The sequence below is a fragment of the Micromonospora yongxingensis genome (assembly GCF_052601155.1).
This window is the reverse complement of sequence record NZ_JBQXEO010000007.1, coordinates 74,603-96,465: the sequence shown is the minus strand read 5'-3', so window position 1 is coordinate 96,465 and position 21,863 is coordinate 74,603. Positions and strand designations below refer to the sequence as shown.

The following is a 21,863-nucleotide window of genomic DNA, read 5'->3' as shown; positions in this document are numbered from 1 at the left end:
CGTCCGGAGGAAGGTCCCTCCACCCGAACGGGAGGCTGCTGATGGCCGACATCACCGTGCGCCCCATGGCCACCGGCGACGCCGACCGGGTCCTGGCGATCTACCAGGCCGGGCTCGACGCGGGCAACGCCAGCTTCGAGGTCACCGCGCCGACCTGGGCCGCGTTCGACGCCGCCAGGCTGGCCGCGCACCGCTTCGTGGCCGTCGACAGCGACGGCACGGTCCTCGGCTGGATCGCCGTCTCACCGACCTCGGCCCGCGCGGTCTACGCCGGCGTGGTCGAACACTCCGTCTACGTCGACCCGGCCGCCCAGGGGCGAGGAATCGCCCGGCTGCTGCTGGGCACGCTGATCGCCTCGACCGAGGCCGCCGGCATCTGGACGATCCAGTCCGGCATCTTTCCGGAGAACACCGCCAGCCTGGCGCTGCACGAGCGGGCCGGGTTCCGGGTCATCGGCGTCCGCGAGCGGGTCGGCCGCCACCACGACCGCTGGCGGGACGTCGTCCTGCTGGAACGCCGCAGTCCCGCCGTCACCTGACGAAACGGTGCCGGACCATCACCAACAGAGGAGATGCCATGAGCCCACTGGACGCCCTGCCCGTCGTGGTCATCGGGGCCGGCCCCACCGGTCTCGCCGCCGCCGCGCACCTGCACGAGCGCGGCATTCCCTTCACCGTCCTCGAAGCCGGTGACACCGCGGGTGCCGCCGTACGGCAGTGGGGGCACGTGCGGGTCTTCTCGCCGTGGCGCTACGACATCGACCCCGCCGCCCGTCGGCTGCTGGACGAGGCCGGTTGGGTCGCCCCCGACCCGGCGGCCCTGCCCACCGGTGCGGAGCTGGCCGGCGACTACCTCCAACCTCTCGCGCAGCTGCCCCAGCTCAAGCCGCACGTGCGCTACGGCGCGCGGGTCGAGGCGATCAGCCGTCTCGGCCTGGATCGGCTGCGCACCGCCGGCCGGGAGTCCACCCCGTTCCTGATCCGCCTCGCAAACGGCGACGAGGTGCTCGCCCGCGCCGTCATCGACGCCTCCGGCACCTGGGGCACGCCCAACGTCCTCGGCGCGTCCGGCCTGCCCGCCCGGGGTGAGACCGACGTGGCGGCATACCTGGAGCACGCGCTGCCGGACGTCCTCGGCGCCGACCGGGCCCGGTTCGCCGGGCGGCACACCCTGGTCGTCGGTGCCGGTCACTCGGCGGCGAACACGCTGCTGTCCCTGGCGGACCTCGCCGCCGACGAGCCGGGCACCGAGGTGACCTGGGCGATCCGGACCGCGTCACCGGCGCGGACGTACGGCGGCGGGGACGCCGACGCCCTCCCGGCGCGTGGCGCGCTCGGCTCGCGGCTGCGGGAGCACGTCGACGCCGGCCGGATCCGGCTGCTCACCGGGTTCTCCGTGCACGCCCTCACCCCGGCCGGCGGACGCGTGGCGGTGGTCGTCCGGCACGGCGACGGCGGCGAGGAGTCAGTCACCGTGGACCGCATCGTCGCGGCCACCGGCTTCCGCCCCGACCACTCGATCGCCTCCGAACTGCGCCTGGACCTCGACCCGATCATGGGCGCCACCCGCGCACTCGCCCCGCTCATCGACCCGAACGAGCACTCCTGCGGCACCGTGCCCCCACACGGCGTCGACGAACTCGCACACCCCGAGGACGGCTACTACGCCGTCGGCATGAAGTCCTACGGCCGCGCGCCGACGTTCCTCATGGCCACCGGCTACGAGCAGGTCCGCTCCGTCGTCGCCGCCCTCGCCGGAGACTGGACCGCCGCCCGCGACGTCCAACTCGACCTTCCCGAGACCGGGGTCTGCAACAGCAACCCCGCCGACTCGGCGACCGGCGACAGTTGCTGCGGGCCGGTGCCGACCGCCGAGCCGGCCGCACGCGGGCTGGCCACCGGCGTCCCCGGTGGGCTGCTCTCCGCGCCGCTCAACCTCATCGCCCTCGACGCCGCACCCGGCGACGGTCAGGCCGGTGGTTGCTGCGGCTGACGCGGTGTCACCTTCGGCCGGCGCAGGCCACACACGTACGCGCGGAGGGGCGGGCGACCAGCCGCTCAGCGGGAATCGGCCGTGAGCAACGCTCGCACACGCCGTACGTGCCGGCATCGACCCGTTGCAACGCGACGTCCAATTCGGCGAGGCGCCGGCGTGCCGCGTCCAGGACGGCCGTGAGCTGTGCCCGCTCGAACGCGATCGTGCTGCCCTCGGGGTCGTGCTCGTCATCGGCGTTGGACGACCGGGACGCCTCGAAGAGGCTCCGCAGATCGCCGTCCAGGGCTGTCGCCTGAGCCGCGGTTTCGTCGCGTAGCCGTAGCAGTGCCGCGCGGATCGAGCTGTCGTCCCTGTTCATGACCGTTCAACGGTACCGTGGTCACCCCGACGGGCCGAGGTGTCGCCGGTCTACATGAAGTTGCGGGTGTGCAGAGCGGAGAGCGCGGCCGCCTCGTCGGCTCGGAAGCCCAGCCGTACCAGCCGGCGCTGCCGACCCTGATCCATCGCGTGCCGCAGCTCCTGCACCCGGTCGAAGCCGGCGGACACGTCGTCGGGGTGCCAGCCGCCCGCCGCGAGCACGACGAGCGCGTCGAAGACGTCCGCGTTGAGGCCGGCGGTGTCGATGAGCGCGTCGTGGCGGCGGTGGATGGCGGCGCGCAGCCGGTCGCGCAGCCGCGGGTCCACCGTGGCCTGGTGCTCCAGGTGCGCCATGCCGAACACCACGTGCCGGCGTTCGTCCTGCATCGCCAGCCAGCAGATCCGGCGGGTCACCGGGTCCGGGGCGTTCCGCTCCAGGAACGAGAGCAGGTCCACGAAACTGCCCTCACCGAGCACGGAGAGCAGGAACGACGCCAGGGCGAAGTCGGATTCGGTGACGAGCGTGAAGAGCGACTGCCTGCCGCCGGCAGACGAGGTGCCCAGCTCCGCGCCCCGCAGCAGCGCCCGCCGGCTGAACACCTCCATGTGCCGGGCCTCGTCGGCCATTTGCACAGCGAGAAGCTGCGTCACCTCGCGGAAATGCGGATGGATGCGCCCGACGAAACGCGCCGGCACGATGAGTGCCGCCTGCTCGTTCTCGACGAGGTAGGTCATCACCTGCACCACCGCGGCCTCGACGTCGGCCGGCAGAGCGAACGCGTCGTCCCACGGCACCGCGGACTCCGGGTCCCACTGTCGGGCGGCCGCCTGCGCGTACAGCTTCGGCGCGACGTCGGCCCAGACCAGATCGCGCTCGTCCAGGTCGAAGCGGGCCTCGGGGCCGCCGGCCTCCAGCAGCGCGCCGCGGGCGCCGAGGCCCCACCGTGGCGGCGGGCGGCCGCTGAGCGCCGTGGGCCGGGCCGGGCCCGCACGCTCCGCGCCGAACCAGCGGTCGTCATCGGCCGTGCCCCGGACGACCACCGCCACCAGCTCGCTCCGGTCGGCGGGATCCGGCCATTCGAGCCGGTGACCCCGGCTCCGGCACCACGCGGGCAGGTGCACCGGCAGGGTCGGGTCGCGGCCGGAGACCGCCAGCCGGCCACCGGGTGGCAACCCGGCGAGGGCGCGCTGCACCAGCAGGTGCGCTCCCCGGCCGAAGCCCAGGCCGCCGAGGTGGATCTCGGCGGCGGGTACGGCTCTCACGGCCGGTAGCCCTCGGCTGTCACCCGCCCGTCGGCGGCGTAGAACCCGCTCGCGTCGACCGCCCGGGCGAGGGCGTCGTACCCCGTGGTGCGGCCGTCCTCCCAGACCGTCAGGCCCTCCAGGTCGAGCAACGGCCGCACCTGCGGATCGGCGTACGACATGCCGCGCAGCAGCGTGCCGAAGAGCCGGACCCCGTCGTTCGCGGGGTCACGTACCGTCATGTTGCAGTGGTCGTATCGCGCGGTCTGCGCGACGATCCGGGTGCCCTCCGGCGGCAGCGTGCCCTCCCGGACGAACGCCAGGTGGTTGGCGTCGATCATGCAGGCGGCGTCGACCTCCTCGGCCATGAGGGCTCGGGCCGCGTCGCGCTCGCCGCCGATGTGGTCGCCGTGCAGACCGACGCCCACGTCAAAGCGGCGTACGTCGACCTCCACACCGGCCGCCGCGAGGTGGCCGAGCGGGATCAGCGTCGCCTGTGGACTGTCCACGGCACCGACGGCGACCAGCCTCCCCGCGAGGTCCTCGGCCTGTCGCGCCGGTGAGTCGGCGCGCACCACCACGACCGAGGTGAGGTCCCGGTCGGTGTCGCGCATGGTGAGCGCTCGCACGGTGCTGCCGCTGGCCGCGGCCAGCCGTTCGGCCCGCAGCCACGCGAGGGGCGAGTTCCACGCCGCGTCGATCCGGCCGGCGACAAGGTCCTCGACCTGCCGCTCGTAGTGCGAGTAGAGGACGAAGTCGAAATCCAGACCGCGGCCTCGCAGCCAGGCGCGGAAGCCCTCCCAGATGGTCACCACCTTGGGGTCGTAGGCGACCGCGCCCATCAGGACGGCCGGCGCCGCCATCAGCGGTTGACCTCGTCGAGCAGCGGCAGCCCGGTGGCGACGCGGCCGACGAAGTCGTGCAGGGCGTCGGTGGTCGGTGCCATCACCCGGGCTGCCCGAGAGTCGCGGAACCGGCGTTCGAGGCCCAGCTCCTTGCGGAACGCGCTGCCGCCGCAGAGCCGCATCGCACCGTCGGTCACGTCGGCGGCCGTCTCGCCGGCGAGCGCCTTGACCTGCAACACCCGCAGCATTGCATCGTCCCGGCCGGTCTCCAGTGCGGTGAGGGTGTCGCCGAGGAAGGCGCGCAGGGCGTCGGTGCGGATCATCAGCTGGGCGAGGTCGCGCCGGGCGACGGGCGCGTCGCGCAGGGCGGCGCCGGTGTGCGTGAGCGTGGTCCGGGTGAGGTGGCGTCCGGCTTCGGCGACCGCGCTGTCCGCGAGGCCGAGGCAGAACGCGGCGTTCAGCACCAGGAACCAGGGGAGGACCGCCCCGAGCGCGGTGTCGAGACCGGCGCCGTCGGCGGCCAGCATCGCGTCGGTGGGGACCCGGAGCCCGTCGGCGGTCATCGGCCGGGAGCCGTTGCCGCGCAGGCCGAGCCCGTCGAAGTCGCCGGTGACGCTGAGGCCGGCGCTGTCGGCCGGAACGAGCCACAGCGTCATCGGGCCGGCCCCCAGGGTCAGAGGGAGGCTCGACCAGACGTAGCTGTTCGCCTCGCCCGCCGAGGTGACCCAGCTCTTCCTGGCGTCGAGCCGGACGGTGCCGTCGTCGGTCGCCGTCGCGGTGCCGGTCGGCGACCAGAAGTGGCTGCGCGAGCCGAACTCGGAGAACGCCAAGGTGGTCAGGTGTTCGCCAGCGGCGATGGACGTCCGGACCTCGCGCGGGCCGTGTGCCTCGATGACGGCGGTCGCCGCGTAGTGCATGAGAACGACCATCGCCGTCGACCCGCACTCGGCGGCCAGCCGCTCGACGACCTGGGCGACCACGCGCATCCCCTGGCCTCCGCCACCGACCTCCGTCGAGGATGCCAGGCCGAGCAGGCCGGCCGCGGCGAGTGCGTCGACGCCCTGCCGGGGAAAGGCGGCGTCCCGGTCGACGGTCGCCGCCCCGGGACGGACCACGTCGTCGATCAGCGTGCCGAGTGTGTCCGAGGTGTCGGTGCTGGGGTGGGCATTGTCGACACTGGCCGTCATGCGGCTGTCCCCTTCAGTCAGACCGGCGGGACCATTGCCGAGGCTATCCGATGTGGCGACCGTCACGCGAGAGCGTCGGATAGCCGTCGCGGTACCGAGGGGTCAGGTCAGCGCCTGGTGCGGGCGTCATCGCGGTGGGAACGCCCGTGCCCGTCGTCGCGGTCGATCCGCAGTTCCCGTTCCAACTCGGCGATCACCGCGCGCAGGTCGTCCAACCGTTGGGTGAGAGCGATGCGGTCCACCTCGTCCGGTACGCCGTCACCGTCCTCGTCGTACCCGGGGGCCAGCCGTTCGGTCATCTCCAGCCGGCGTGCCTCCTCCATCGAGTTGACGATGACAGCGATGAGGATGTTGAGCAGGAGGTTGACGGTGATGACCACATAGCTGACGTAGTAGAGCAGGGTCCACGGTGAGATGGCCATGCCCTGCTCGATGAGGTCGGGCAGCGTCTCCAGCGACAGCAGCACGAACAACGTCAGCAGGGAGCGGCCGATGTCGCCGTACTGTTCCGGGTACCTGCTGCCGAAGATCAGCCAGCCGGCCATGCCGTACACGTAGAGCGTCACCACGGCCAGGGCGAGGAAACCGCCGACGCCCGGGAGGCTGCGCCACAGCGCGGTGACGATGGTGCGAAGCCCCGGCGAGAAGCGCACCAGCCGCACCATCCGGGCGACCCGCACCACGCGCAGCAGCGCCGAGTCGCCGTGCAGGCCCGGTATGAAGATCGCCGCGATCACCGCGAAGTCGAAGACGTTCCAGCCGTGCCGGAAGAAGTCCCGCGGGCGGCTGCCGTACGCCGCCAGCCTGATGGCGATCTCGACGACGAACACGGCGCGGAAGAACAGCTCCAGCCAGTGCAGCGCCGCACCCGCGGCGGTCAGGCCGTCGTACGTCTCCAGGCCGAGGACGACCCCGTTGGCGAGGATGACGACGACGATGCCGATCTCGAAGGGACGTGACCGGGCGAGCCGGTCGCAGCCGTCGACCAACCTGGACCGGCGGCTCGCGAGGGTGCTCGGTGCGTCTCGCTGGGCAGGTGCGGGTGCTCCACTCACCAGCCGACCGACTCGGTGGTGTGTTCCGGAGCCGCTGGGTGGGCCCACCGGTGGCCGTCGTGATGGCGGTGCGCGGGGCGTTCGGGCATGTCCGTCAGCCTAGCCAAGATCAATAGTCGTGGCCGGCCTCGCGCACCGTGCGCCAGATGGTCCGTCAGGTGCGGGGCGCGCGCTCCGGCGTCACCGGGGCCGTGAAGAAGTCGACGAGCGGCTCGACCATCCTCGGGAACGCCCGGTTGATGGCGTCGTGGCCGCTGCGGGGGATCGTCACCGTCCTGGCTCGGGGCAACGTGCGGGCCAACGCCTCGTTGGCGTCGGCGTAGTAGGGCGGGCCGTCGGTGCCGCAGGCCAGGAGCACCTCGGCGGTCACTGCCTCCCACTGGCTGGCCGGACCGTCGTGCGCCAGGATCAGAGCGGTCTCATCCAGCGTCATCGGCAGCAACTCGCCCATCGTGCGCCCGATCGGGGTACGCATGAACGCGCGGATGATGGCGGTCCGCACGCCGAGGGGGAGCCTCCCCGCCGCCATCTGCGGGTTGATGCCGGCGGCGGTGATGGCGAGGCCCAGGGCGATGTCGCCGCGACGCAGCGCCTCGCGGGCGGGCTCCAGCCACGCGGACGGCCAGCCGCCGTCGACGGAGATCGCGGCGTCATAGAGGGCGAGCCGTTCGATTGGCAGGCGGAGCGCGCCTTGGAGCGCGATGAAACCGCCGGAGCTGTGGCCGATGACGTTGCCGGAGCCGGTGTGCTCCAGCACCGTGGCCAGGTCGTCGATCTCCTGGTCGAGCATGTAGGGCATCGACCTGGGTGGGGCGTCGGCCCGCCCCCGCCGGTTGTAGAGGTGCACGGTGAACCGGTCGGCGAGGGCCGTGGCCAACCGACGGTAGACGTCGATGGTGACCCCGCCGCCGTGCACCACGACGATGCCGGGTCCGCTGCCCGTGGAGTGCACCGCGATGCTGGCGCCGTCCCGTGCCGTGATCCGCTCCATGATCGGTCCGCCCTTCCGCGACGACTTAAACTGCGAACGACGTTTGCAGTTTACAGTAGATCGGTGAGCGACGCACCCAGCAAGTCCGGTGGTGGTGGTGACACCGACCGGCAGCCCATCTGGACCAGGCCCGAACGCGGCAGCCGAGGTCCCGCTCCCGCGCACAGCCGCGACGCCATCGTGGCGGCGGCCGTCGCGCTTGCCGACGGCCAGGGACTGGCCGCCGTGTCGATGCGTGCCGTCGCCACCGCGCTCGGCACCGGCGCCGGATCGCTCTACCGGTACCTGTCCTCACGGGACGACCTCCTGGACCTGATGGCCGACCGGGTCGTGGGGGAGCTGCGGCCCTACCCGCAGGCGGAGGGCGACTGGCTGGACGCCATGCTGCTGCTGGCCCGCCGGCAGTTGGCGCTGTACCGGAGCCACCCGTGGCTGCTCGATCTCAGTCACCGGACGTCCGGCATCGGCCCCGAGAGCCTGGCCTGGTTCGACAACTGCATCCGGATCCTGGAGCCCGTCGACTGCGCCGTCACCGTCAAGTTCGAGGCGATCGCGATGATGACCGGCGTGGTGAGCCTCTTCGCCCGGAGCGAGGCCGCCGCCGGGTCGTTCAGCCTCGCCGGCGCCGATCTGGCCGCGTACCCGCACCTGGTCTCGGCGTTCAGTCGGCCCTCCGCGCCCGCGCCCCGGGCGGATCTCTTCGAGCGGACCCTGCGCGGCCTGCTGACCGGGTTGCTCCTCACCGAGCCTCAGGGCGCGGCCCGCTGACAACGGCGCGGGGTGCGCCACCAGCCGACGCTGTTGGGGCGTTCGCCTGCCCGACGTGGCGCCGGTTGTCTAGGTTTCGGTGGTGAGCCTCCCGGGGGCTGATCTGGTCCACCGGGCCGTACGCGACGGTCGACGATGACGGCGATTGCCGTGCGTGAGGGGTGTGTGGCCGTGTCAGATTCTGATCTTCCGAGCCTGCGGGAACGGGCCGCGAAGGGTGACCGGGACGCGGTCGACCAGCTCGTCGAGCTGGCCGGTGAGCGGGGTGACCTGGCCGAGCTGCGTCAGCTCGCCGAGGCCGGCAACGCCGACGCGGCGGCTCAGCTCGTCGAGCTGGCCAGTGAGCGCGGCGACATGGACGAGCTGCGGCGCCTGTCCGACCGGGGCGACCGGGACGCCACCGACCAGCTGGTCGAGCTGGCGGCCGAGCGGGTGGACCTCGCCGAGCTTCGACGGCTCGCCGACGGCGGCAACCGGGACGCGGCCGACGTCCTGGCCGAGCTGACCGACGAGGACGACGACGAGACGGAGTAGTGGACCGGGGTGTCTCCGGCAGGTGTCGACCGTGGGGGCTGCCGGAGTGCGGGCGGGCGACGGGTACGCACCCCTCGCCCGCCCGGCGTGTTCCTGGACGGAGCCGGTCAGGCGTGGGCGGCCCGGATGGCCTCGCGCAGCGGCGTGCTCGGGCGGCCGATCAGCCGGCTGAGGTCGTCGCTGTCGGTCACCAGCTCCCCGATGGCGATGGAGGTGTCGAGCGCGGCGACGAACCCGGCGGTGCCCGCGTCGAGCCCGACGTTCTCCAGGGCGGAGGCCAGCTCGGCGGCCGACAGGTCCTCGTGGACGACCGTGGCGCCGGTGACCTCCGTGACGGCGGCGGCCAGCTCGTCGAAGGTGAAGGCCGTCCCACCCAGCTCGTAGACGGCGTTGCCGTCCTCCTCGCGGGTCAGCGCCGCGACGGCTGCGGCGGCGTAGTCGGCCCGGGTGGCGGCCGAGATCTTGCTGCCGCCGGTGGCACCGCGGATCGTGCCGCTCCGCAGGTACTGCGGTAGCTGGTCGGTGTAGTTCTCCGTGTACCAGCTGTTGCGCAGGATCGTGTACGGCAGACCCGAGGTGGCGATGACCTGCTCGGTCGCCTTGTGTTCGGGCGCCAGGGGGTTCGTGGTGGTGTCCGCGCGCAGGATGCTCGTGTAGATCAGGCGCTCGACCCCGGCCAGCTTTGCCGCGTCGACGACCGCGGTGTGCTGGGCCACGCGCTGGCCGGGAGTGTCGCCGGAAATGAGCAGCAGGCGGCGTACGCCGGCCACCGCGCCGGGCAGCGTCGAGGGGTCGTCGTAGTTGGCCTTGCGGACGTCGACACCGCGCGCGGCGAAGTCGGCCGCCTTCTCCGGGGTGCGGACGATGGCGGCGATCTCGGTGGCGGGTACGCCGGCGTCGAGCAGTTGCTCGATCACCAGGCGGCCCAGGCGGCCGGTGGCGCCGGTGACGGCATAGGTGGGCATGGAGACCTCCGGTGCGACGATGGCAAATCAGTAGCACTTACTAATCTACAGCACATGCTAGTCCGTAACCGTGCGGTAGGCTGGTGGGGTGAACGACGTGCCGTCCCAGGACCCGGCGGGGCCTACCCAGGAACTGGTCAGCGATGTCTTCGCGCGGGGGTGCACCTCCCGCGCGGCCTTCGAGGACGTCACCTCGAAGTGGGCCTCGCTGGCCCTGCTGGCGCTGGGCGAGGGGCGGTACCGGTTCAACGCGCTGCGTCGGCGCATCGACGGGGTCAGCGAGCGGATGCTCTCCCAGACCCTGCAGACCCTCGAGCGCGACGGCATGCTGACCCGCGAGGTCCTCACGGCGATCCCGCCCCGCGTCGAATACTCGCTGACCCCCCTCGGCGCCCGGGTCGCCGAGCAGTTGCGCGGCCTCGCCGACCTGCTGGAGAGCTCGGTGCCGGAGCTGCAGACCGCCCGCGACGCCCACGAGCGCGACCGGGCCTAGCCCTCGTCGGCGCCTCCGCCAGCCTCCGCGAGCTGCCTAGTTGGCGTCCTGCGCGCAGATCGTGGTCATCTCGGCCAGGTAGCTGGCCAGCGTCGGCAGACCGGCCTGGGCTCTGCGCTGCTCGACACCCGACTCGTCCCTGATCGGAGTCGCCGGAACGGGGCCGTCCGGCCCGCAGCCGATCTGCGTCCCGTACACCTGGGGCTCGCCCTTCGCGACCGCGACCCGGTCCTCCAGGTACGCGAGGTTGCCCGGCGAGGCCTGGCCGGCCGCCACGGCGTCGCGCAGCAGGACGATCGCCTGCTGCTGGAAGGCGGGATCGAAGTCGGAGTGCTGGGCGATCGCCCAGGCGGCGTTCTCGCCGTCCCGGCCGACGAGGCCGAACGTCGGCCAGCCGTGGACACGAATGATGTCCTTCAGCCGCGCCGTACGCGCCTGGTCGGTCTCGGTCTGCGGCGTGCCGTTGCGGTCGGCCTGGTCGCGTGCCAACATCGCGACCAGCTCGTCGTGCAGCGCCTTGTTGAAGGCGGCGGGGGAGCGGGTCACCGGCGGAGGTGTGGTGACCGGCGGAGGTGTGGTGATCGGCGGTGCGGTGGCCGCCGGCTCGGCCGGGTCGGTGCAGGCCGACAGGGCCAGCATGGCGGCCAGCGGCAGGAACCGGAGCGGACGTCTCATTCGGCCTCCCGCCGCCGATTCTCGCCGGGCCTCCGCCCTGCCACAAGGCGCCGAGTGCGCCGACCGGAGATGACCCACGGTCAGGCGTTGAGCGTCTCGCGGGGTGGCACCCCGTAGCTGGCGTGGTAGCGGGCGGTGAACCGGCTGTGGTTGGCGAATCCCCACCGACTGGCGATCGCCGACACGGTGTCCCGGCGAGGGTCGGCCCGCACCAGGTCGTGGTGGGCCCGATCGAGCCGGATCCGGCGCAGGTACGCCATCGGGGTGGTGCCGAGGTGACGGCGGAAGGCGAGTTGCACCGCCCGCAGGGACACGGCGGCGGCGTTGGCGATGTCGGTCGCGCTGATGTCCTGGTCGGCGTGCTCGTCCATGAAGGTGATCGCCCGACGCAAAGTGGCGGTGCCGGCGTCGCGCCGGTCCTGAACGGTCGGGTCGGTGACCGCCGTGTTGGGAAAGACCGTGAGAGCCGCCGCGGCGAGCATCCGCGCGGCGTTCCCGATGACCAACGGTTGGGCGCTGCTGATCGGGTTGGTCAGCACGACGTCGCTGACGTAGCGGGTGGTGTTCCGCCACTGCCGGGCGAGAGCGGCGGTGGCGGGACCGAGGTCGGTGAACCGGATCTGACCGGGTCGGCGAGTCGGTGCGGCGGTGGCGACCTGCGCCAGCACCGCCAGATCCAGTACGCAGAGCTCCACCCCGCCGGGTTGCCACTGCACCTCGAACGGTCGGTTGGGTCTGGTGGTGAGGAAGACGTCGCCAGGGCCGAACCGGTGGGCCGAACCGTCCGCGGCGCGTTCGAGCTGGGCGGTGCGGTTGCGGCAGATGACCAGAGCGTCGATACCGCCGACGCCGACGTCGAGGTGCCCGGTCTGGCCGATGGCCGCGAGGGCGAACGATCCGGCGTCGACGCGCTGGTGGGCGAGTCGGTAGCCGCCGTCCCCGCCGCGGATGCGCAGGTCCGTTCCGTACGTCCGGGCCAGGAAGTGGTGGATGGCCGCCGGATCTCGGCTCTCGAACCCCCGGGTCTGCACTGGTGAGGTCATCCGCTGTCTCCGTCTGGGGAAGGCGCGGCCGGCTGGTGGACCGGGCCGGCAGCACTCGTTTGACCGGTTGTCGGAGAGAGAGTGGAGCGTCGCGAGCGGGACGGCGGCGACCGGTTGCGGCATAGTCGGGTATGAGCTGACTGTCGGCAATTCCCACAAACACAATAACTATTCATGGGAATTCCACCACATGATGGCGGTGGTCGCCGGCCTGTCGTTCCACTTCGGTGTGTCGGTTCGTCGACTTCGCTTTTTGACCACCCTCTCGGGTGTTCCTGCGTTCACTGTCCTAGCCATGCAGGTTGCACCGGCGGAATCTTGTTCACTATTCCTCGGGCGTCGCAGGGCGGCCGGGGTCGCCGCCGGGAGACCGGCCATCGAATGGGGGTGACCATTGGACAGTTCCGATCCTGAGCGTGTCGTCCGACTGGCCGTGGCCGAGGCGCTGGCGCGGGCGACCGACCGGGACAGCGGTGGGCTTGGTGGGGGCGAGACGCTGGCGGATCTCGAGGTCGCGCTGCGCGAGGTGCTGCGCCGCGCGCTCGACGACCGGGTTCCACTGACCACTCCCGACTTCGTCGACCTCTGCCGCGACCTGCGCCTGAACCGGGACTCGTTCGACCTGCTGGGGCACTACGTGATGACGGCGCTGCTGGCCCACCACGTGGGTCCGGACGCGCTGATCCGCGTCGGCGTGCTCCTCGGCACTGTCCGCCGGTACCTGCCCACCGCCCTGCCCCCCGGGCGCCGCAACGGACGCGCCGTGCCGCGGCGACGCGACGTGCGCTCGGACAACAGCGTCGTGGGCCGGTACCACCGGACGAGGTTGCCCGAGCACCTGCCCAACCCACCGAGTTGGACCTGCACCGGCTGCGGCCGCGACTGGCCCTGCGCCACCAAGCAGAGCCAACTCCTCGCCGAGTTCGGCGGTGCGCGCGCCGCCCTCGCCGTGTACCTCGGCTCCTGCCTCGTCGCCGCGGCCCAGGACCTGCCGACCCTGCCGTTGCCCCGGGTCCGGAACCGATTCCTGGGCTGGCTGCCCCGCGCCCGCATCTAGGTTCCGCGTCGCGCGAGGGTGACCGCCGCCGGGCCCGCGGCGAGCTGATCCTGCCGCTCGCCGGCCGGGCCGCTCGGCAGTCCGGGGCGGGTGTTCATCGTGCGCCCGCGCCCCGTACAGCGACCGTTCACGGGCTTCTCTGAGGCTTCTTGATCGAAAGAGCATTCGCTTGATCGAGGAGAGGCTCACACGTGGGAGACAAGCAGCCCGAAGAGATCGAGCGCGCGCAGCTGTCGCGGCGCAAGCTGGTCAAGTACGCGGGCGTCGGCGCGACGCTCGCCGCGGCCAGCCCGCTGGTGGGCGGCGGCGCGGCGTGGGCCGACGAGGAGCGCAGGCCCGGCGACGACACGAGCGACCGGGGCGGCTCGAAGAACCGGGCGTGGCGTGCGGGTGACCACCACATCCACTCCGAGTACAGCGGTGACTTCGACACCACCAAGTCCCCGGTGGTCTTCCACAAGGGCGCCGACGCGGTCTACCCGATCGTCACCAACGCCATCATGGCGAAGAACTTCGGCCTGAGCTGGGCGATGTGCACCGACCACGGTGGACCGACCCACTCGAAGGTCAACATCGAGCAGGCATACCCCGACCTGCTGCGCTCGCGCAAGCTGGTCCCCGAGGTGCTCCAGTTCTGGGGCATGGAGTTCGACACGCCGGCGCTGGACCACCACACGCTGATGATCCCCCGCCACGACGACGAGGCCAAGCAGCTCTTCGAGCTGGAGAGCCGGTTCGCCAAGTACGACGCGTTCCCCACCGACCCGGCCCGGGACACCGAGGCCCGGATGGTGGAGTTCCTCAAGGTCGCCCGGGGGATGCCGCACAAGCCCCTGGTGATCGCCCACCACACGTCCCGCTCGGCGCCCGGCCTGGGCGTCTACGGCCAGGACACGCCACGGGAGTTCCGCAACGGCAACAACGCCGCGCCGGACGTCTACATCGGCTTCGAGGGCGCGCCCGGCCACCAGGCGGGTCCGCTCAACGGCGGCAAGCGTGGCGGGTACGGCAACCACCCCACGTACGGCGGCTTCGACCAGATGACGGCGCGGGTCGGTGGGCTCTGGGACTCGCTGCTCGGTGAGGGACGCCGCTGGTGGATCACGGCGACGTCGGACTCGCACGTGCACTGGACGCGTGGCGGCTCGGACTTCTGGCCGGGCGAGTACAGCAAGACGTACGTGCACGCCCGCCAGGACTACGGCGACATCATGGACGGCCTGCGCAACGGCCGGATCTGGGTCACCACCGGTGACCTGGTCCGCAGCCTCGACGTCACCGCCAGCTCCCAGGGCCGGACCGCCGAGGTGGGTGAGACCATCACGGTCAGCCGCCGCGGTCGCACCGACGTCGAGATCGAGATCAGGTTCCGTCCGCTGAACGGCCCGAACGCCAACGGTGACCGCCCCGAGGTCCGCCGGGTCGACCTGATCGTCGGCCAGATCACCGGTCCGAGCACCAACCCGGATGCCGACACCAACCCCACCACCAAGGTGGTGGCGCGGTTCGGCCCGCGGGACTGGCGCCGGCAGGGCGAGGACCACGTCATCCGGCACACGCTGCGCAACGTCGAGGCCGACACCTACGCGCGGGTCCGGGGCACCAGCACGGACGAGGCCGAGCCGCTCGCCGACGGGCTGGAGAGCCCGTGGGACGACCTGTGGTGCTACTCGAACCCGGTGTTCGTGCACGTGCGCTGACCCGGCGCACCGGCGCGGGTCCGCCGGCCCGGCCCGGCTCCTACGGTCGGGCGGTGGCGGTGGACCCGCGCCGCGTCCGGCGGGTGCCGGTCCCCAGCGTCGGCGTCAGGTCGGCGAGGTCGCGGGCCCGGCGCAACGGGGACAGCAGCAGCGGCAGTGGCGCCAGGGTCAGGCCGGCGCCGACGAGGAGCAGGGTGGCGCGTACGCCGAGCGCGCCACCGAGGGCCCCGCCGAGCAGGCCCCCGAGCGGGAGCGCGCCCATGACCAGGAACCGCATGCTGGCGTTGACCCGGCACAGGAACTCGCTCGGCACGATCGCCTGCCGGTAGCTGACCTGGGTGATGCCGTAGACGACCTGGCCGACGCCGCCGCCGACCATGCCGGCGACGAAGAAGCCGGTGCGCCAGCCCGGTCCGGTCAGCGGGATGAGCAGGTTGAACGGGCCGGTCACGGCCAGCGCCAGCCAGATGATCCGGGCCGAGCCGACGCGCCGCGCGAGTCGGGCCGCCACGGCGGCGCCGAGCAGGGCCGCGACGGGGGCGGCGGACAGCAGCATTCCGGCGGTGCCGGGGCGCAGGCCGACGGTGTCGATCAGGAACAGCACGATCAGCGCGGTCGCGGCAGTGAACAGCAGGTTGGACACGGCGCTGGTCGCGGCGATCGCCCGCAGGACCGGGTTGGCCAGCACGAAACGGAGGCCGTCGCGGGCCTCCCGCACCATCCCGGCCCGCCCGACCCGGGTCGGGCCGCGCTCGGTCTTCCGGATCCGCGCCAGGCAGACGGCGCTGACCAGGAAGCTCGCCGCGTCGACCAACAGGGTGTTGGTCGCGCCCACCAGCTGGGTGAGCCACCCGCCGATGCTGGGCGCGGTGACCTGCCCGGACGAGCGGACCAGCTCCACCGCCGAGTTGCCGCGCAGCAGGTCGCGCCGGTCCAACAGGGTGGGCAGGTACGACTGGTGGCCGATGTCGAAGAGCACCCGCATCACCGCCAGCACCCCGGCCGCCGTCATCAGCAGCGGCAGGCTGAGCTGCGACACCGCGGCGGCGACCGTGACGGTGAGCAGCGCCGCGGCCCGGACCAGGTCGGTGGCGATCAGCACCGGCCGCAGCCGCCGACGGTCCAGCCAGACGCCGGCCGGCACACCGACCAGCAAGAAGGCGCCGTTCTGCACGGCCACCAGGGCGCCGAGCTGCCACGCGGTGGCGTCCAGGAGGAGCACGGCGATCAGCGGGAAGGCGATCGCGGTGACGTCGGTGCCGAGCTGGGTGACCGTCTGACCGGCGATCAGGAGCCGGAAGTCCGTGGATCGCCACGGTGCGTCCCGCGTTCGATCTGCCATCCACGCCCCCCGAGCATGCCGTGGTTCCCGGTGCCGACCCGCGGGCGGCGGCACCGGATCAGGGCGCCGTCGATCTCGCACGGGACGCTGTGCTGGGGGAGAAACCGCAGGCCGGAGTGGGGAGGGAGTGCGTTCGGGGATCGGGCGCTGTTGGGGCGGGCGCCTCGGTCCGAGGCTAACCCAGGGGCACGGGACCGGGTCGCCGTACCGGATTCCAGGCCAGCGCAGAGCCGGGCCCGCCGGCCCGACCTGTGCCCGCTTGACCTCGAGTGCGCTCGAATGCCTAGGTTCGCCGCACGGGCCACGCCGCCCCGGTCCGTGCGGCGAAGAGCACCCCTCGGAGGGCACCCATGCGCTACCGCGTCCTTGGCGGCACCGGCATCCAGGTCAGCGTCCACTGTCTGGGCACCATGATGTTCGGCGCGGTGGGCAACCCCGACCACGACGACTGCGTCCGCATCGTGCACGCCGCCCTGGACGCCGGGATCAACATGGTCGACACGGCCGACATGTACTCGGCCGGGGAGTCCGAGGTGATCGTCGGGAAGGCGCTGCGCGGCCGGCGGGACGACGTGGTGCTGGCCACCAAGGTCCACTTCCCGATGGGCGAGGGTCCCAACCGCGGCGGCAACTCCCGGCGCTGGATCGTCCGGGAGGTCGAGGAGAGCCTGCGCCGGCTGGGCACCGACTGGATCGACCTCTACCAGGTGCACCGGCCCGACCACACCACCGACATCGAGGAGACGCTGGGCGCGCTCACCGACCTGGTGCGGGCCGGCAAGATCCGCGCCTTTGGCTGCTCGACGTTCCCCGCCGACGAGATCGTGCAGGCGTACCACGTCGCCGACCGGCGGGGGCTGGGACGGTTCCGCACCGAGCAGCCGCCGTACTCGATCATGGCCCGGGGGATCGAGACGTCGGTGCTGCCGGTCTGCCAGCGTCTCGGCATGGGGGTGCTGGTCTGGAGCCCGCTCGCCTCCGGGTTCCTCTCCGGCCGTTACCGGGCCGGCCGGCCGGTCGATCTGAGCGCCGGTCGACCCGCCCTCACTCCGGCCCGTTTCGACCCCGCGCTGCCGGGCAACGCGGCCAAGTACGCCGCCGTCGACCAGCTCGTCGGCCTCGCCGAGGAGATCGGCTGCACCCTGCCCGAGCTGGCAGTGGCGTTCACGGTTGCGCACCCGGGCGTCACGTCGGCCATCATCGGCCCGCGCACCATGGAGCAGCTCGACGGGTTGCTGGCGGGTGCGGCGCTCACCCTCGACGACGCGGTGCTCGACCGGATCGACGAGATCGTCCCGCCCGGGACGAACCTCTACCAGCCCGACGGGGCCTGGGCACCGCCGGTGCTCACCGATCCGGCGCTGCGCCGTCGTCCACTGTCGCAGCGGGCGGCCGCCTGACCACGCCGCTGGCAGATTCAGCGGCGACGGCGGGTGCGGGCGGTCGGCGTCCGCCCCGCGGGTGCGGACGCCGCCGATGCGCCCGGCGACGGCCCGGGTGGGGTCGGGTCGGGCCGCACCTGCGCGACCACCTCGCAGAGATCCCGCAGGGGGTCGACGGCCTGGGCGGAGCAGGCGACCCGCTGAAGCAGGGCCCGCAGCGTCGTCGACTCGGCCGGCGAGAGCGCACCCAGCAGGTGTGACTCGACGTGCCGCAGCGACCGTCGTCGCTGCTCCCACGCGGCACGGCCGGTGTCGGTGACGTCGACCAGCCGGCTCCGCCGGTCGGCCGGGTCTGCCCGACGGGCAACCAACCCGGGTCGTTCCAGGTCGTCGATGACGTAGGTGAGCACCGTGCGGTCCATGCCGAGTTCCTCGGCGATCGCACCCTGGTTGCGGGTCGGCCCGTTGACCGCGGCGGTGAGCACCTGGTAGCCGCGGGGGCCACCGGGAAAGTCCGCGAGCGCGTGCTCCGCAGCCCGGACGTAGCCACGGAAGACGATGCCGAGCATCCAGCCGAGATCCTCGTCGAGGGGATCGGGCCGGTTGCGCGCCTCGCTGGCACCCGTCATGTCTCGACAATAGCGCAGTGGTGCAGACCTTGTTGGCGGAAGATGTTCTGTATGGCATAAGGTTTAGGTCATGATGCATCGTCCGAGGCGTCGTGCGACACGGGAGGCTTGCAGATGAGCGACTACGGCCACGACCTGGTCTTCGGCGCGTTCACCACCCCCGGCAGCGACGATCCGGAACACACCGTGGGCCTCGCCGTCCTGGCCGAGCAGGTCGGCCTGGACCTGGTCACCTTTCAGGACCACCCCTATCAGCCGAAGTTCCTCGACACCTGGACGCTGCTGAGCTACGTCGCCGCGCGGACCACGCGGGTGCACCTATCGGCGAACGTCACGAACCTGCCGCTGCGTCCGCCGGCGGTGCTCGCCCGCAGCGTGGCCAGCCTGGACCTGCTCAGCGGCGGCCGGGTCGAGCTGGGCCTCGGCGCCGGGGCGTTCTGGGACGCCATCGAGGCCATGGGTGGCCGGCGGCTGACCCCCGGGCAGGGCGTACGGGCGCTGGAGGAGGCCATCGACGTCATCCGCCAGGTCTGGGACGCCGAGACGCGCGGCGGCGTGCGTGTCGACGGCGAGTTCCACCGGGTGGTCGGCGCCAAGCGTGGCCCCGCCCCCGCGCACGCGGTGCCGATCTGGCTCGGCGCCTACAAGCCGCGGATGCTCGAACTCACCGGTCGCCTGGCCGACGGCTGGCTGCCCTCACTGGGCTACCTCCAGCCCGGCGACCTGGAGAAGGGCAACGGGATCATCGACGACGCCGCGCGACAGGCCGGCCGCTCGCCCGGCGACGTCCGTCGCCTGCTCAACATCTCGGGCCAGTTCGCCTCGGTGGGACGCGGCCCGCTGCACGGGCCAGCCGAGCAGTGGGCCCGGGAGTTGGCCGAGCTCGCGTTGGGCGCGGGCGTCAGCGTCTTCATCCTCGGCAGCGACGACCCCGACGACCTGCGCCGGTTCGCCGGCGAGGTGGCCCCCGCCGTCCGCGAGCTGGTCGCCACCGAGCGCGACGGCGGCACCGCGCGGGGCCGTACGCCGGTCGCCGGGTCGGCGCCGGTTGTCGCCGCGCCGGCTCCGGCGGCACGTCCGAGTGTGACCGGCGGGGCTTTCGCCGTGGCGCCGACCCCCGATGACGGCCGGCGGCGCAGCAACCGCCAGGTCTGGGACGAGTCGACCCGGCCGACCGGCCCCGCGCCCGACCCGACGCGCACCTACACACCGCACGAGCAGGCCACCGGTCAGCACCTGGTGCAGGTGCACGACGCCCTGCGCGCCGAGCTGGCCCAGATCCACGACCTGATCGAGCAGGTGGCCACCGGTGAGATCGACGCCGGCACGGCGCGGTCCCACATCAACACGATGACCATGCGGCAGAACCGCTGGACGCTCGGCGTCTACTGCGAGTCCTACTGCCGCATCGTCACCACCCACCACACGATCGAGGACCAGTCGCTCTTCCCGCGGCTGCGCGAGCGCGACCCGCGGCTCAACCCGGTCGTCGACCGGCTGGAGCAGGAACACCACGCCATCCACGACGTGCTGGAGGGCGTCGACCGGGCCCTGGTCGCGTACGTCGCGGCGCCGGACGGGATGGCCGAGCTGCGCGCCGCGGTGGATCTGCTGAGCGACGCCCTGCTGTCCCACCTCAGCTACGAGGAGCGCGAGCTGGTGGAGCCGCTGGCGCGCCTGGGGGTGAGCTGACCGGGGTGCCCGGCGCGGATCGGGGTTGCCCGGTGAAATCTGAGAGACTACTTTCGAGACATGTCTCTCAAGAATCCGTACGGGGATTTCGAGATCACCGAGCCGCAGGCTCTGCGGGCGCTGGCGCACCCGGTCCGGCTGGCCATCCTCGACCGCCTGCAGCGGTACGGCCCGGCCACCGCCACCGGGCTCTCGCCACACGTCGGCGCCACACCATCGGTGGTCAGCTGGCACCTGCGGCACCTCGCGACGTTCGGCCTGGTCGCCGACTGGGAGGGCGCCACCAGCAGGCGGGAACGCTGGTGGCAGGCGGCTGCCCGGGGTTTCCGCTTCACGCTTCCCGAGGACGCCGAGGGGCAGGCCGCCGCGCGCCAGCTGCGGGGCGAGATGTTCGCGCGGACCGCCGAGGCGCCGCAGCAGTGGCTGCTGAACGACGAGCCCCGGCTGGACGCCGAGTGGCGCGGGCTGGCCGGGGTGGCCGACACCCGGTTCGTGGCCACCGCCGACGAGCTGCGGCAACTGGAGACCGCGATCGAGGAGTTGCTCGCCCCGTACGTGCGGCGCAAGGACGACGAGTCGTCACCGGCCGGCGCGCAGCTCGTCCGGATGCTGCGCTACCTGCTGCCCGAGCCCGGCGACGAGCCCTCCGCGTCATGACCACCGTCACCAGCGCGCCCCCGCCGGCCCTGCACCGCGACAGCCGGTTCCGCACGTTCTGGATCGGCCAGACGATCTCCCAGTTCGGTGACCGGATCAGCGAACTGGCCCTGCCGCTGATCGCCGTCTCCCTGCTCGCCGCGACGCCGGCGCAGGTCAGCGTCCTCACGGCGCTGATCTGGTTGCCCAACCTGCTGGGCCTGTTCCTGGGCGCGTGGGTGGACCAGCGCACCCACAAGCGCCGACTGCTCATCATCGCCGACCTGGTCCGGGCGGCGGTGCTGCTCAGCCTGCCGGTGGCCTACCTCCTCGGCGCGGTCACCCTCACCCAGCTCTACCTGGTGGCGCTGCTCACCGGCGCCGGGGCGGTGCTGTTCGCCATGGCGCACCAGGCGTTCTTCGTCGCGCTGGTGCCGCGCTCGGCGTACGTCGACGCGACCAGCAAGCTGAGCATGAGCCGGGCCGTCTCGTTCGTGGCCGGCCCGGCCGTCGGCGGTGGACTGGTCCAGGCGCTGACCGCGCCGGTCGCCGTCGTCGTCGACGCGGTGTCGTTCCTCGGCTCCGCGCTGCTGATCGGCCGCATTCCGGTGACCGAGACGCCTCCGCCGCCGCGGCAGTCGTCCACCCTGGGCCTTGTCCGCGACGGTCTCGTGCTGGTGCTGCGCCACCCGGTGCTACGCGCCGCGCTCGGCTGCACCAGCACCGTCAACTTCTTCACGTTCATCTCCACCGCGTTGCTGGTGCTCTACGCCAGCCGTGACCTCGGCCTGTCGGCCGGTGCCATCGGCATCGCGTTCGGCGCCGGTGCGGTCGGCGGGCTGGCAGGTGCGGCGCTGGCGCCCCGGGTCTCCCGCGCCATCGGGCTGGGCCGCACCGCGATGATCGGCGTGGTCCTCTTTCCCGCGCCGCTGGCGCTGGCCGCGCTGGTGACCGGCCCGACCTGGGCGAAGGTCGGCATGCTGGCCGCCATCGAGCTGGTCTCCAGCGTCGGGGTGATGCTGATGGACGTCAACCTGAACGCCCTCATCACGGCGGTCACCCCCGACGAGGCGCGGGGCCGTCGAGCCGGTGCGTACAGCGCCGTCAACTACGGCATCCGGCCGCTGGGCGCGCTGGTCGGCGGCGCGTTGGGCACCACCATCGGCGTACGGCCGACACTGGTCGTCGCTGGTCTCGGTGGCGTGCTCGCCGTGCTCTGGCTGCTCGCGTCGCCGGTTTGCCACATCAGGACCCTCGACGACCCGGAGAGCTGA

Annotated in this window: 22 protein-coding genes; 11 read left to right on the top strand and 11 right to left on the bottom strand. The window is 72.6% G+C overall.

Annotated elements, in window-relative coordinates; translation table 11 throughout:
• The first annotated feature begins 41 nt into the window (after window positions 1–41).
• Complete coding sequence (locus ACTWLT_RS11455) at window positions 42–539, top strand: GNAT family N-acetyltransferase (protein WP_445318332.1); 498 nt, start codon at window positions 42–44, stop codon at window positions 537–539.
• Window positions 540–577: 38 nt separating this feature from the next.
• On the top strand, window positions 578–1,993 hold the full coding sequence (locus ACTWLT_RS11450) for an FAD-dependent oxidoreductase (protein WP_445318331.1): 1,416 nt from the start codon (window positions 578–580) through the stop codon (window positions 1,991–1,993).
• A 7-nt stretch (window positions 1,994–2,000) separates the two neighbouring features.
• Here the strand turns inward: ACTWLT_RS11450 and ACTWLT_RS11445 are convergent, their stop codons facing one another.
• The 6 genes from ACTWLT_RS11445 to ACTWLT_RS11420 form a co-directional block, all read right to left on the bottom strand.
• The gene (locus ACTWLT_RS11445; RefSeq protein WP_252417561.1) at window positions 2,001–2,354 is read right to left on the bottom strand and encodes a TraR/DksA family transcriptional regulator; all 354 of its coding nucleotides are present in this window, start codon (window positions 2,352–2,354) and stop codon (window positions 2,001–2,003) included.
• Window positions 2,355–2,404: 50 nt separating this feature from the next.
• Window positions 2,405–3,616 (bottom strand): ferritin-like domain-containing protein, encoded by a 1,212-nt coding sequence (locus ACTWLT_RS11440; RefSeq protein ID WP_445318330.1) that lies wholly within the window; start codon window positions 3,614–3,616, stop codon window positions 2,405–2,407.
• A complete protein-coding gene (locus tag ACTWLT_RS11435) occupies window positions 3,613–4,458 on the bottom strand; it encodes a phosphate/phosphite/phosphonate ABC transporter substrate-binding protein (RefSeq protein ID WP_445318329.1) in 846 nt (281 codons plus the stop codon). The genes ACTWLT_RS11440 and ACTWLT_RS11435 overlap by 4 nt, the downstream gene beginning before the upstream one ends.
• Entirely contained in the window at window positions 4,458–5,627 is a 1,170-nt protein-coding gene (locus tag ACTWLT_RS11430; RefSeq protein ID WP_445318328.1) for an acyl-CoA dehydrogenase family protein, read from the bottom strand. The genes ACTWLT_RS11435 and ACTWLT_RS11430 overlap by 1 nt, the downstream gene beginning before the upstream one ends.
• A gap of 107 nt (window positions 5,628–5,734) precedes the next feature.
• The gene (locus tag ACTWLT_RS11425; protein ID WP_445318327.1) at window positions 5,735–6,682 is read right to left on the bottom strand and encodes an ion transporter; all 948 of its coding nucleotides are present in this window, start codon (window positions 6,680–6,682) and stop codon (window positions 5,735–5,737) included.
• Between the two features lie 154 nt (window positions 6,683–6,836).
• Window positions 6,837–7,673, bottom strand: a complete 837-nt coding sequence (locus ACTWLT_RS11420; RefSeq protein WP_445318326.1) for an alpha/beta fold hydrolase — start codon at window positions 7,671–7,673, stop codon at window positions 6,837–6,839.
• A gap of 63 nt (window positions 7,674–7,736) precedes the next feature.
• Here ACTWLT_RS11420 and ACTWLT_RS11415 point away from each other — a divergent pair, with 63 nt between their 5' ends.
• Window positions 7,737–8,441: a TetR/AcrR family transcriptional regulator gene (locus ACTWLT_RS11415; RefSeq protein ID WP_445318325.1), complete on the top strand. Its 705-nt coding sequence runs from the start codon at window positions 7,737–7,739 to the stop codon at window positions 8,439–8,441.
• Between the two features lie 171 nt (window positions 8,442–8,612).
• Window positions 8,613–8,975 (top strand): hypothetical protein, encoded by a 363-nt coding sequence (locus ACTWLT_RS11410; protein WP_252417557.1) that lies wholly within the window; start codon window positions 8,613–8,615, stop codon window positions 8,973–8,975.
• 107 nt (window positions 8,976–9,082) lie between these two features.
• Here the strand turns inward: ACTWLT_RS11410 and ACTWLT_RS11405 are convergent, their stop codons facing one another.
• Window positions 9,083–9,940 (bottom strand): SDR family oxidoreductase, encoded by an 858-nt coding sequence (locus ACTWLT_RS11405; RefSeq protein ID WP_445318324.1) that lies wholly within the window; start codon window positions 9,938–9,940, stop codon window positions 9,083–9,085.
• A gap of 88 nt (window positions 9,941–10,028) precedes the next feature.
• Between ACTWLT_RS11405 and ACTWLT_RS11400 the strand changes: the two genes are divergently transcribed.
• Window positions 10,029–10,433, top strand: coding sequence for a winged helix-turn-helix transcriptional regulator (locus tag ACTWLT_RS11400; protein ID WP_445318323.1), 405 nt, complete (start codon window positions 10,029–10,031; stop codon window positions 10,431–10,433).
• Between the two features lie 36 nt (window positions 10,434–10,469).
• On the opposite strand, the gene ACTWLT_RS11395 is transcribed toward ACTWLT_RS11400, so the two are convergent.
• Both ACTWLT_RS11395 and ACTWLT_RS11390 read right to left on the bottom strand, forming a co-directional pair.
• Complete coding sequence (locus tag ACTWLT_RS11395; RefSeq protein ID WP_445318322.1) at window positions 10,470–11,108, bottom strand: DUF6624 domain-containing protein; 639 nt, start codon at window positions 11,106–11,108, stop codon at window positions 10,470–10,472.
• Window positions 11,109–11,188: 80 nt separating this feature from the next.
• Complete coding sequence (locus ACTWLT_RS11390) at window positions 11,189–12,151, bottom strand: helix-turn-helix transcriptional regulator (protein WP_445318321.1); 963 nt, start codon at window positions 12,149–12,151, stop codon at window positions 11,189–11,191.
• 394 nt (window positions 12,152–12,545) lie between these two features.
• On the opposite strand from ACTWLT_RS11390, the gene ACTWLT_RS11385 reads away from it, so the two are divergent.
• Together ACTWLT_RS11385 and ACTWLT_RS11380 are read left to right on the top strand one after the other, a co-directional pair.
• On the top strand, window positions 12,546–13,208 hold the full coding sequence (locus tag ACTWLT_RS11385; RefSeq protein WP_445318320.1) for a hypothetical protein: 663 nt from the start codon (window positions 12,546–12,548) through the stop codon (window positions 13,206–13,208).
• A gap of 191 nt (window positions 13,209–13,399) precedes the next feature.
• The gene (locus ACTWLT_RS11380; protein WP_445318319.1) at window positions 13,400–14,908 is read left to right on the top strand and encodes a CehA/McbA family metallohydrolase domain-containing protein; all 1,509 of its coding nucleotides are present in this window, start codon (window positions 13,400–13,402) and stop codon (window positions 14,906–14,908) included.
• A gap of 40 nt (window positions 14,909–14,948) precedes the next feature.
• Here the strand turns inward: ACTWLT_RS11380 and ACTWLT_RS11375 are convergent, their stop codons facing one another.
• Window positions 14,949–16,250, bottom strand: a complete 1,302-nt coding sequence (locus ACTWLT_RS11375) for an MFS transporter (protein ID WP_445318318.1) — start codon at window positions 16,248–16,250, stop codon at window positions 14,949–14,951.
• 350 nt (window positions 16,251–16,600) lie between these two features.
• Between ACTWLT_RS11375 and ACTWLT_RS11370 the strand changes: the two genes are divergently transcribed.
• Window positions 16,601–17,650 carry an aldo/keto reductase gene (locus tag ACTWLT_RS11370; protein ID WP_445318317.1) on the top strand — a complete coding sequence of 350 codons (1,050 nt, stop codon included), beginning with the start codon at window positions 16,601–16,603 and terminating at the stop codon, window positions 17,648–17,650.
• A 17-nt stretch (window positions 17,651–17,667) separates the two neighbouring features.
• Here ACTWLT_RS11370 and ACTWLT_RS11365 read toward each other — a convergent pair whose 3' ends face one another.
• Complete coding sequence (locus ACTWLT_RS11365) at window positions 17,668–18,261, bottom strand: MarR family winged helix-turn-helix transcriptional regulator (RefSeq protein WP_445318316.1); 594 nt, start codon at window positions 18,259–18,261, stop codon at window positions 17,668–17,670.
• Window positions 18,262–18,375: 114 nt separating this feature from the next.
• Here ACTWLT_RS11365 and ACTWLT_RS11360 point away from each other — a divergent pair, with 114 nt between their 5' ends.
• The 3 genes from ACTWLT_RS11360 to ACTWLT_RS11350 are packed head-to-tail and all read left to right on the top strand — an operon-like array spanning window position 18,376 to window position 21,863.
• Entirely contained in the window at window positions 18,376–19,953 is a 1,578-nt protein-coding gene (locus ACTWLT_RS11360; protein ID WP_445318315.1) for an LLM class flavin-dependent oxidoreductase, read from the top strand.
• A 60-nt stretch (window positions 19,954–20,013) separates the two neighbouring features.
• The gene (locus ACTWLT_RS11355) at window positions 20,014–20,610 is read left to right on the top strand and encodes an ArsR/SmtB family transcription factor (RefSeq protein WP_445318314.1); all 597 of its coding nucleotides are present in this window, start codon (window positions 20,014–20,016) and stop codon (window positions 20,608–20,610) included.
• Complete coding sequence (locus ACTWLT_RS11350; RefSeq protein ID WP_445318313.1) at window positions 20,607–21,863, top strand: MFS transporter; 1,257 nt, start codon at window positions 20,607–20,609, stop codon at window positions 21,861–21,863. Before ACTWLT_RS11355 ends, ACTWLT_RS11350 begins: the two co-directional genes overlap by 4 nt.

Bases quoted from the DNA above. Each gene is read 5' to 3' on its own strand.
- ACTWLT_RS11360 (WP_445318315.1), top strand. From the start codon at position 18,376: ATGAGCGACTACGGCCACGACCTGGTCTTCGGCGCGTTCACCACCCCC.
- ACTWLT_RS11405 (WP_445318324.1), bottom strand. From the start codon at position 9,940: ATGCCCACCTATGCCGTCACCGGCGCCACCGGCCGCCTGGGCCGCCTG.
- ACTWLT_RS11350 (WP_445318313.1), top strand. From the start codon at position 20,607: ATGACCACCGTCACCAGCGCGCCCCCGCCGGCCCTGCACCGCGACAGC.
- ACTWLT_RS11435 (WP_445318329.1), bottom strand. From the start codon at position 4,458: ATGGCGGCGCCGGCCGTCCTGATGGGCGCGGTCGCCTACGACCCCAAG.
- ACTWLT_RS11450 (WP_445318331.1), top strand. From the start codon at position 578: ATGAGCCCACTGGACGCCCTGCCCGTCGTGGTCATCGGGGCCGGCCCC.
- ACTWLT_RS11420 (WP_445318326.1), bottom strand. From the start codon at position 7,673: ATGGAGCGGATCACGGCACGGGACGGCGCCAGCATCGCGGTGCACTCC.
- ACTWLT_RS11365 (WP_445318316.1), bottom strand. From the start codon at position 18,261: ATGACGGGTGCCAGCGAGGCGCGCAACCGGCCCGATCCCCTCGACGAG.
- ACTWLT_RS11355 (WP_445318314.1), top strand. From the start codon at position 20,014: ATGTCTCTCAAGAATCCGTACGGGGATTTCGAGATCACCGAGCCGCAG.
- ACTWLT_RS11375 (WP_445318318.1), bottom strand. From the start codon at position 16,250: ATGGCAGATCGAACGCGGGACGCACCGTGGCGATCCACGGACTTCCGG.
- ACTWLT_RS11370 (WP_445318317.1), top strand. From the start codon at position 16,601: ATGCGCTACCGCGTCCTTGGCGGCACCGGCATCCAGGTCAGCGTCCAC.
- ACTWLT_RS11445 (WP_252417561.1), bottom strand. From the start codon at position 2,354: ATGAACAGGGACGACAGCTCGATCCGCGCGGCACTGCTACGGCTACGC.
- ACTWLT_RS11430 (WP_445318328.1), bottom strand. From the start codon at position 5,627: ATGACGGCCAGTGTCGACAATGCCCACCCCAGCACCGACACCTCGGAC.
- ACTWLT_RS11395 (WP_445318322.1), bottom strand. From the start codon at position 11,108: ATGAGACGTCCGCTCCGGTTCCTGCCGCTGGCCGCCATGCTGGCCCTG.
- ACTWLT_RS11455 (WP_445318332.1), top strand. From the start codon at position 42: ATGGCCGACATCACCGTGCGCCCCATGGCCACCGGCGACGCCGACCGG.
- ACTWLT_RS11390 (WP_445318321.1), bottom strand. From the start codon at position 12,151: ATGACCTCACCAGTGCAGACCCGGGGGTTCGAGAGCCGAGATCCGGCG.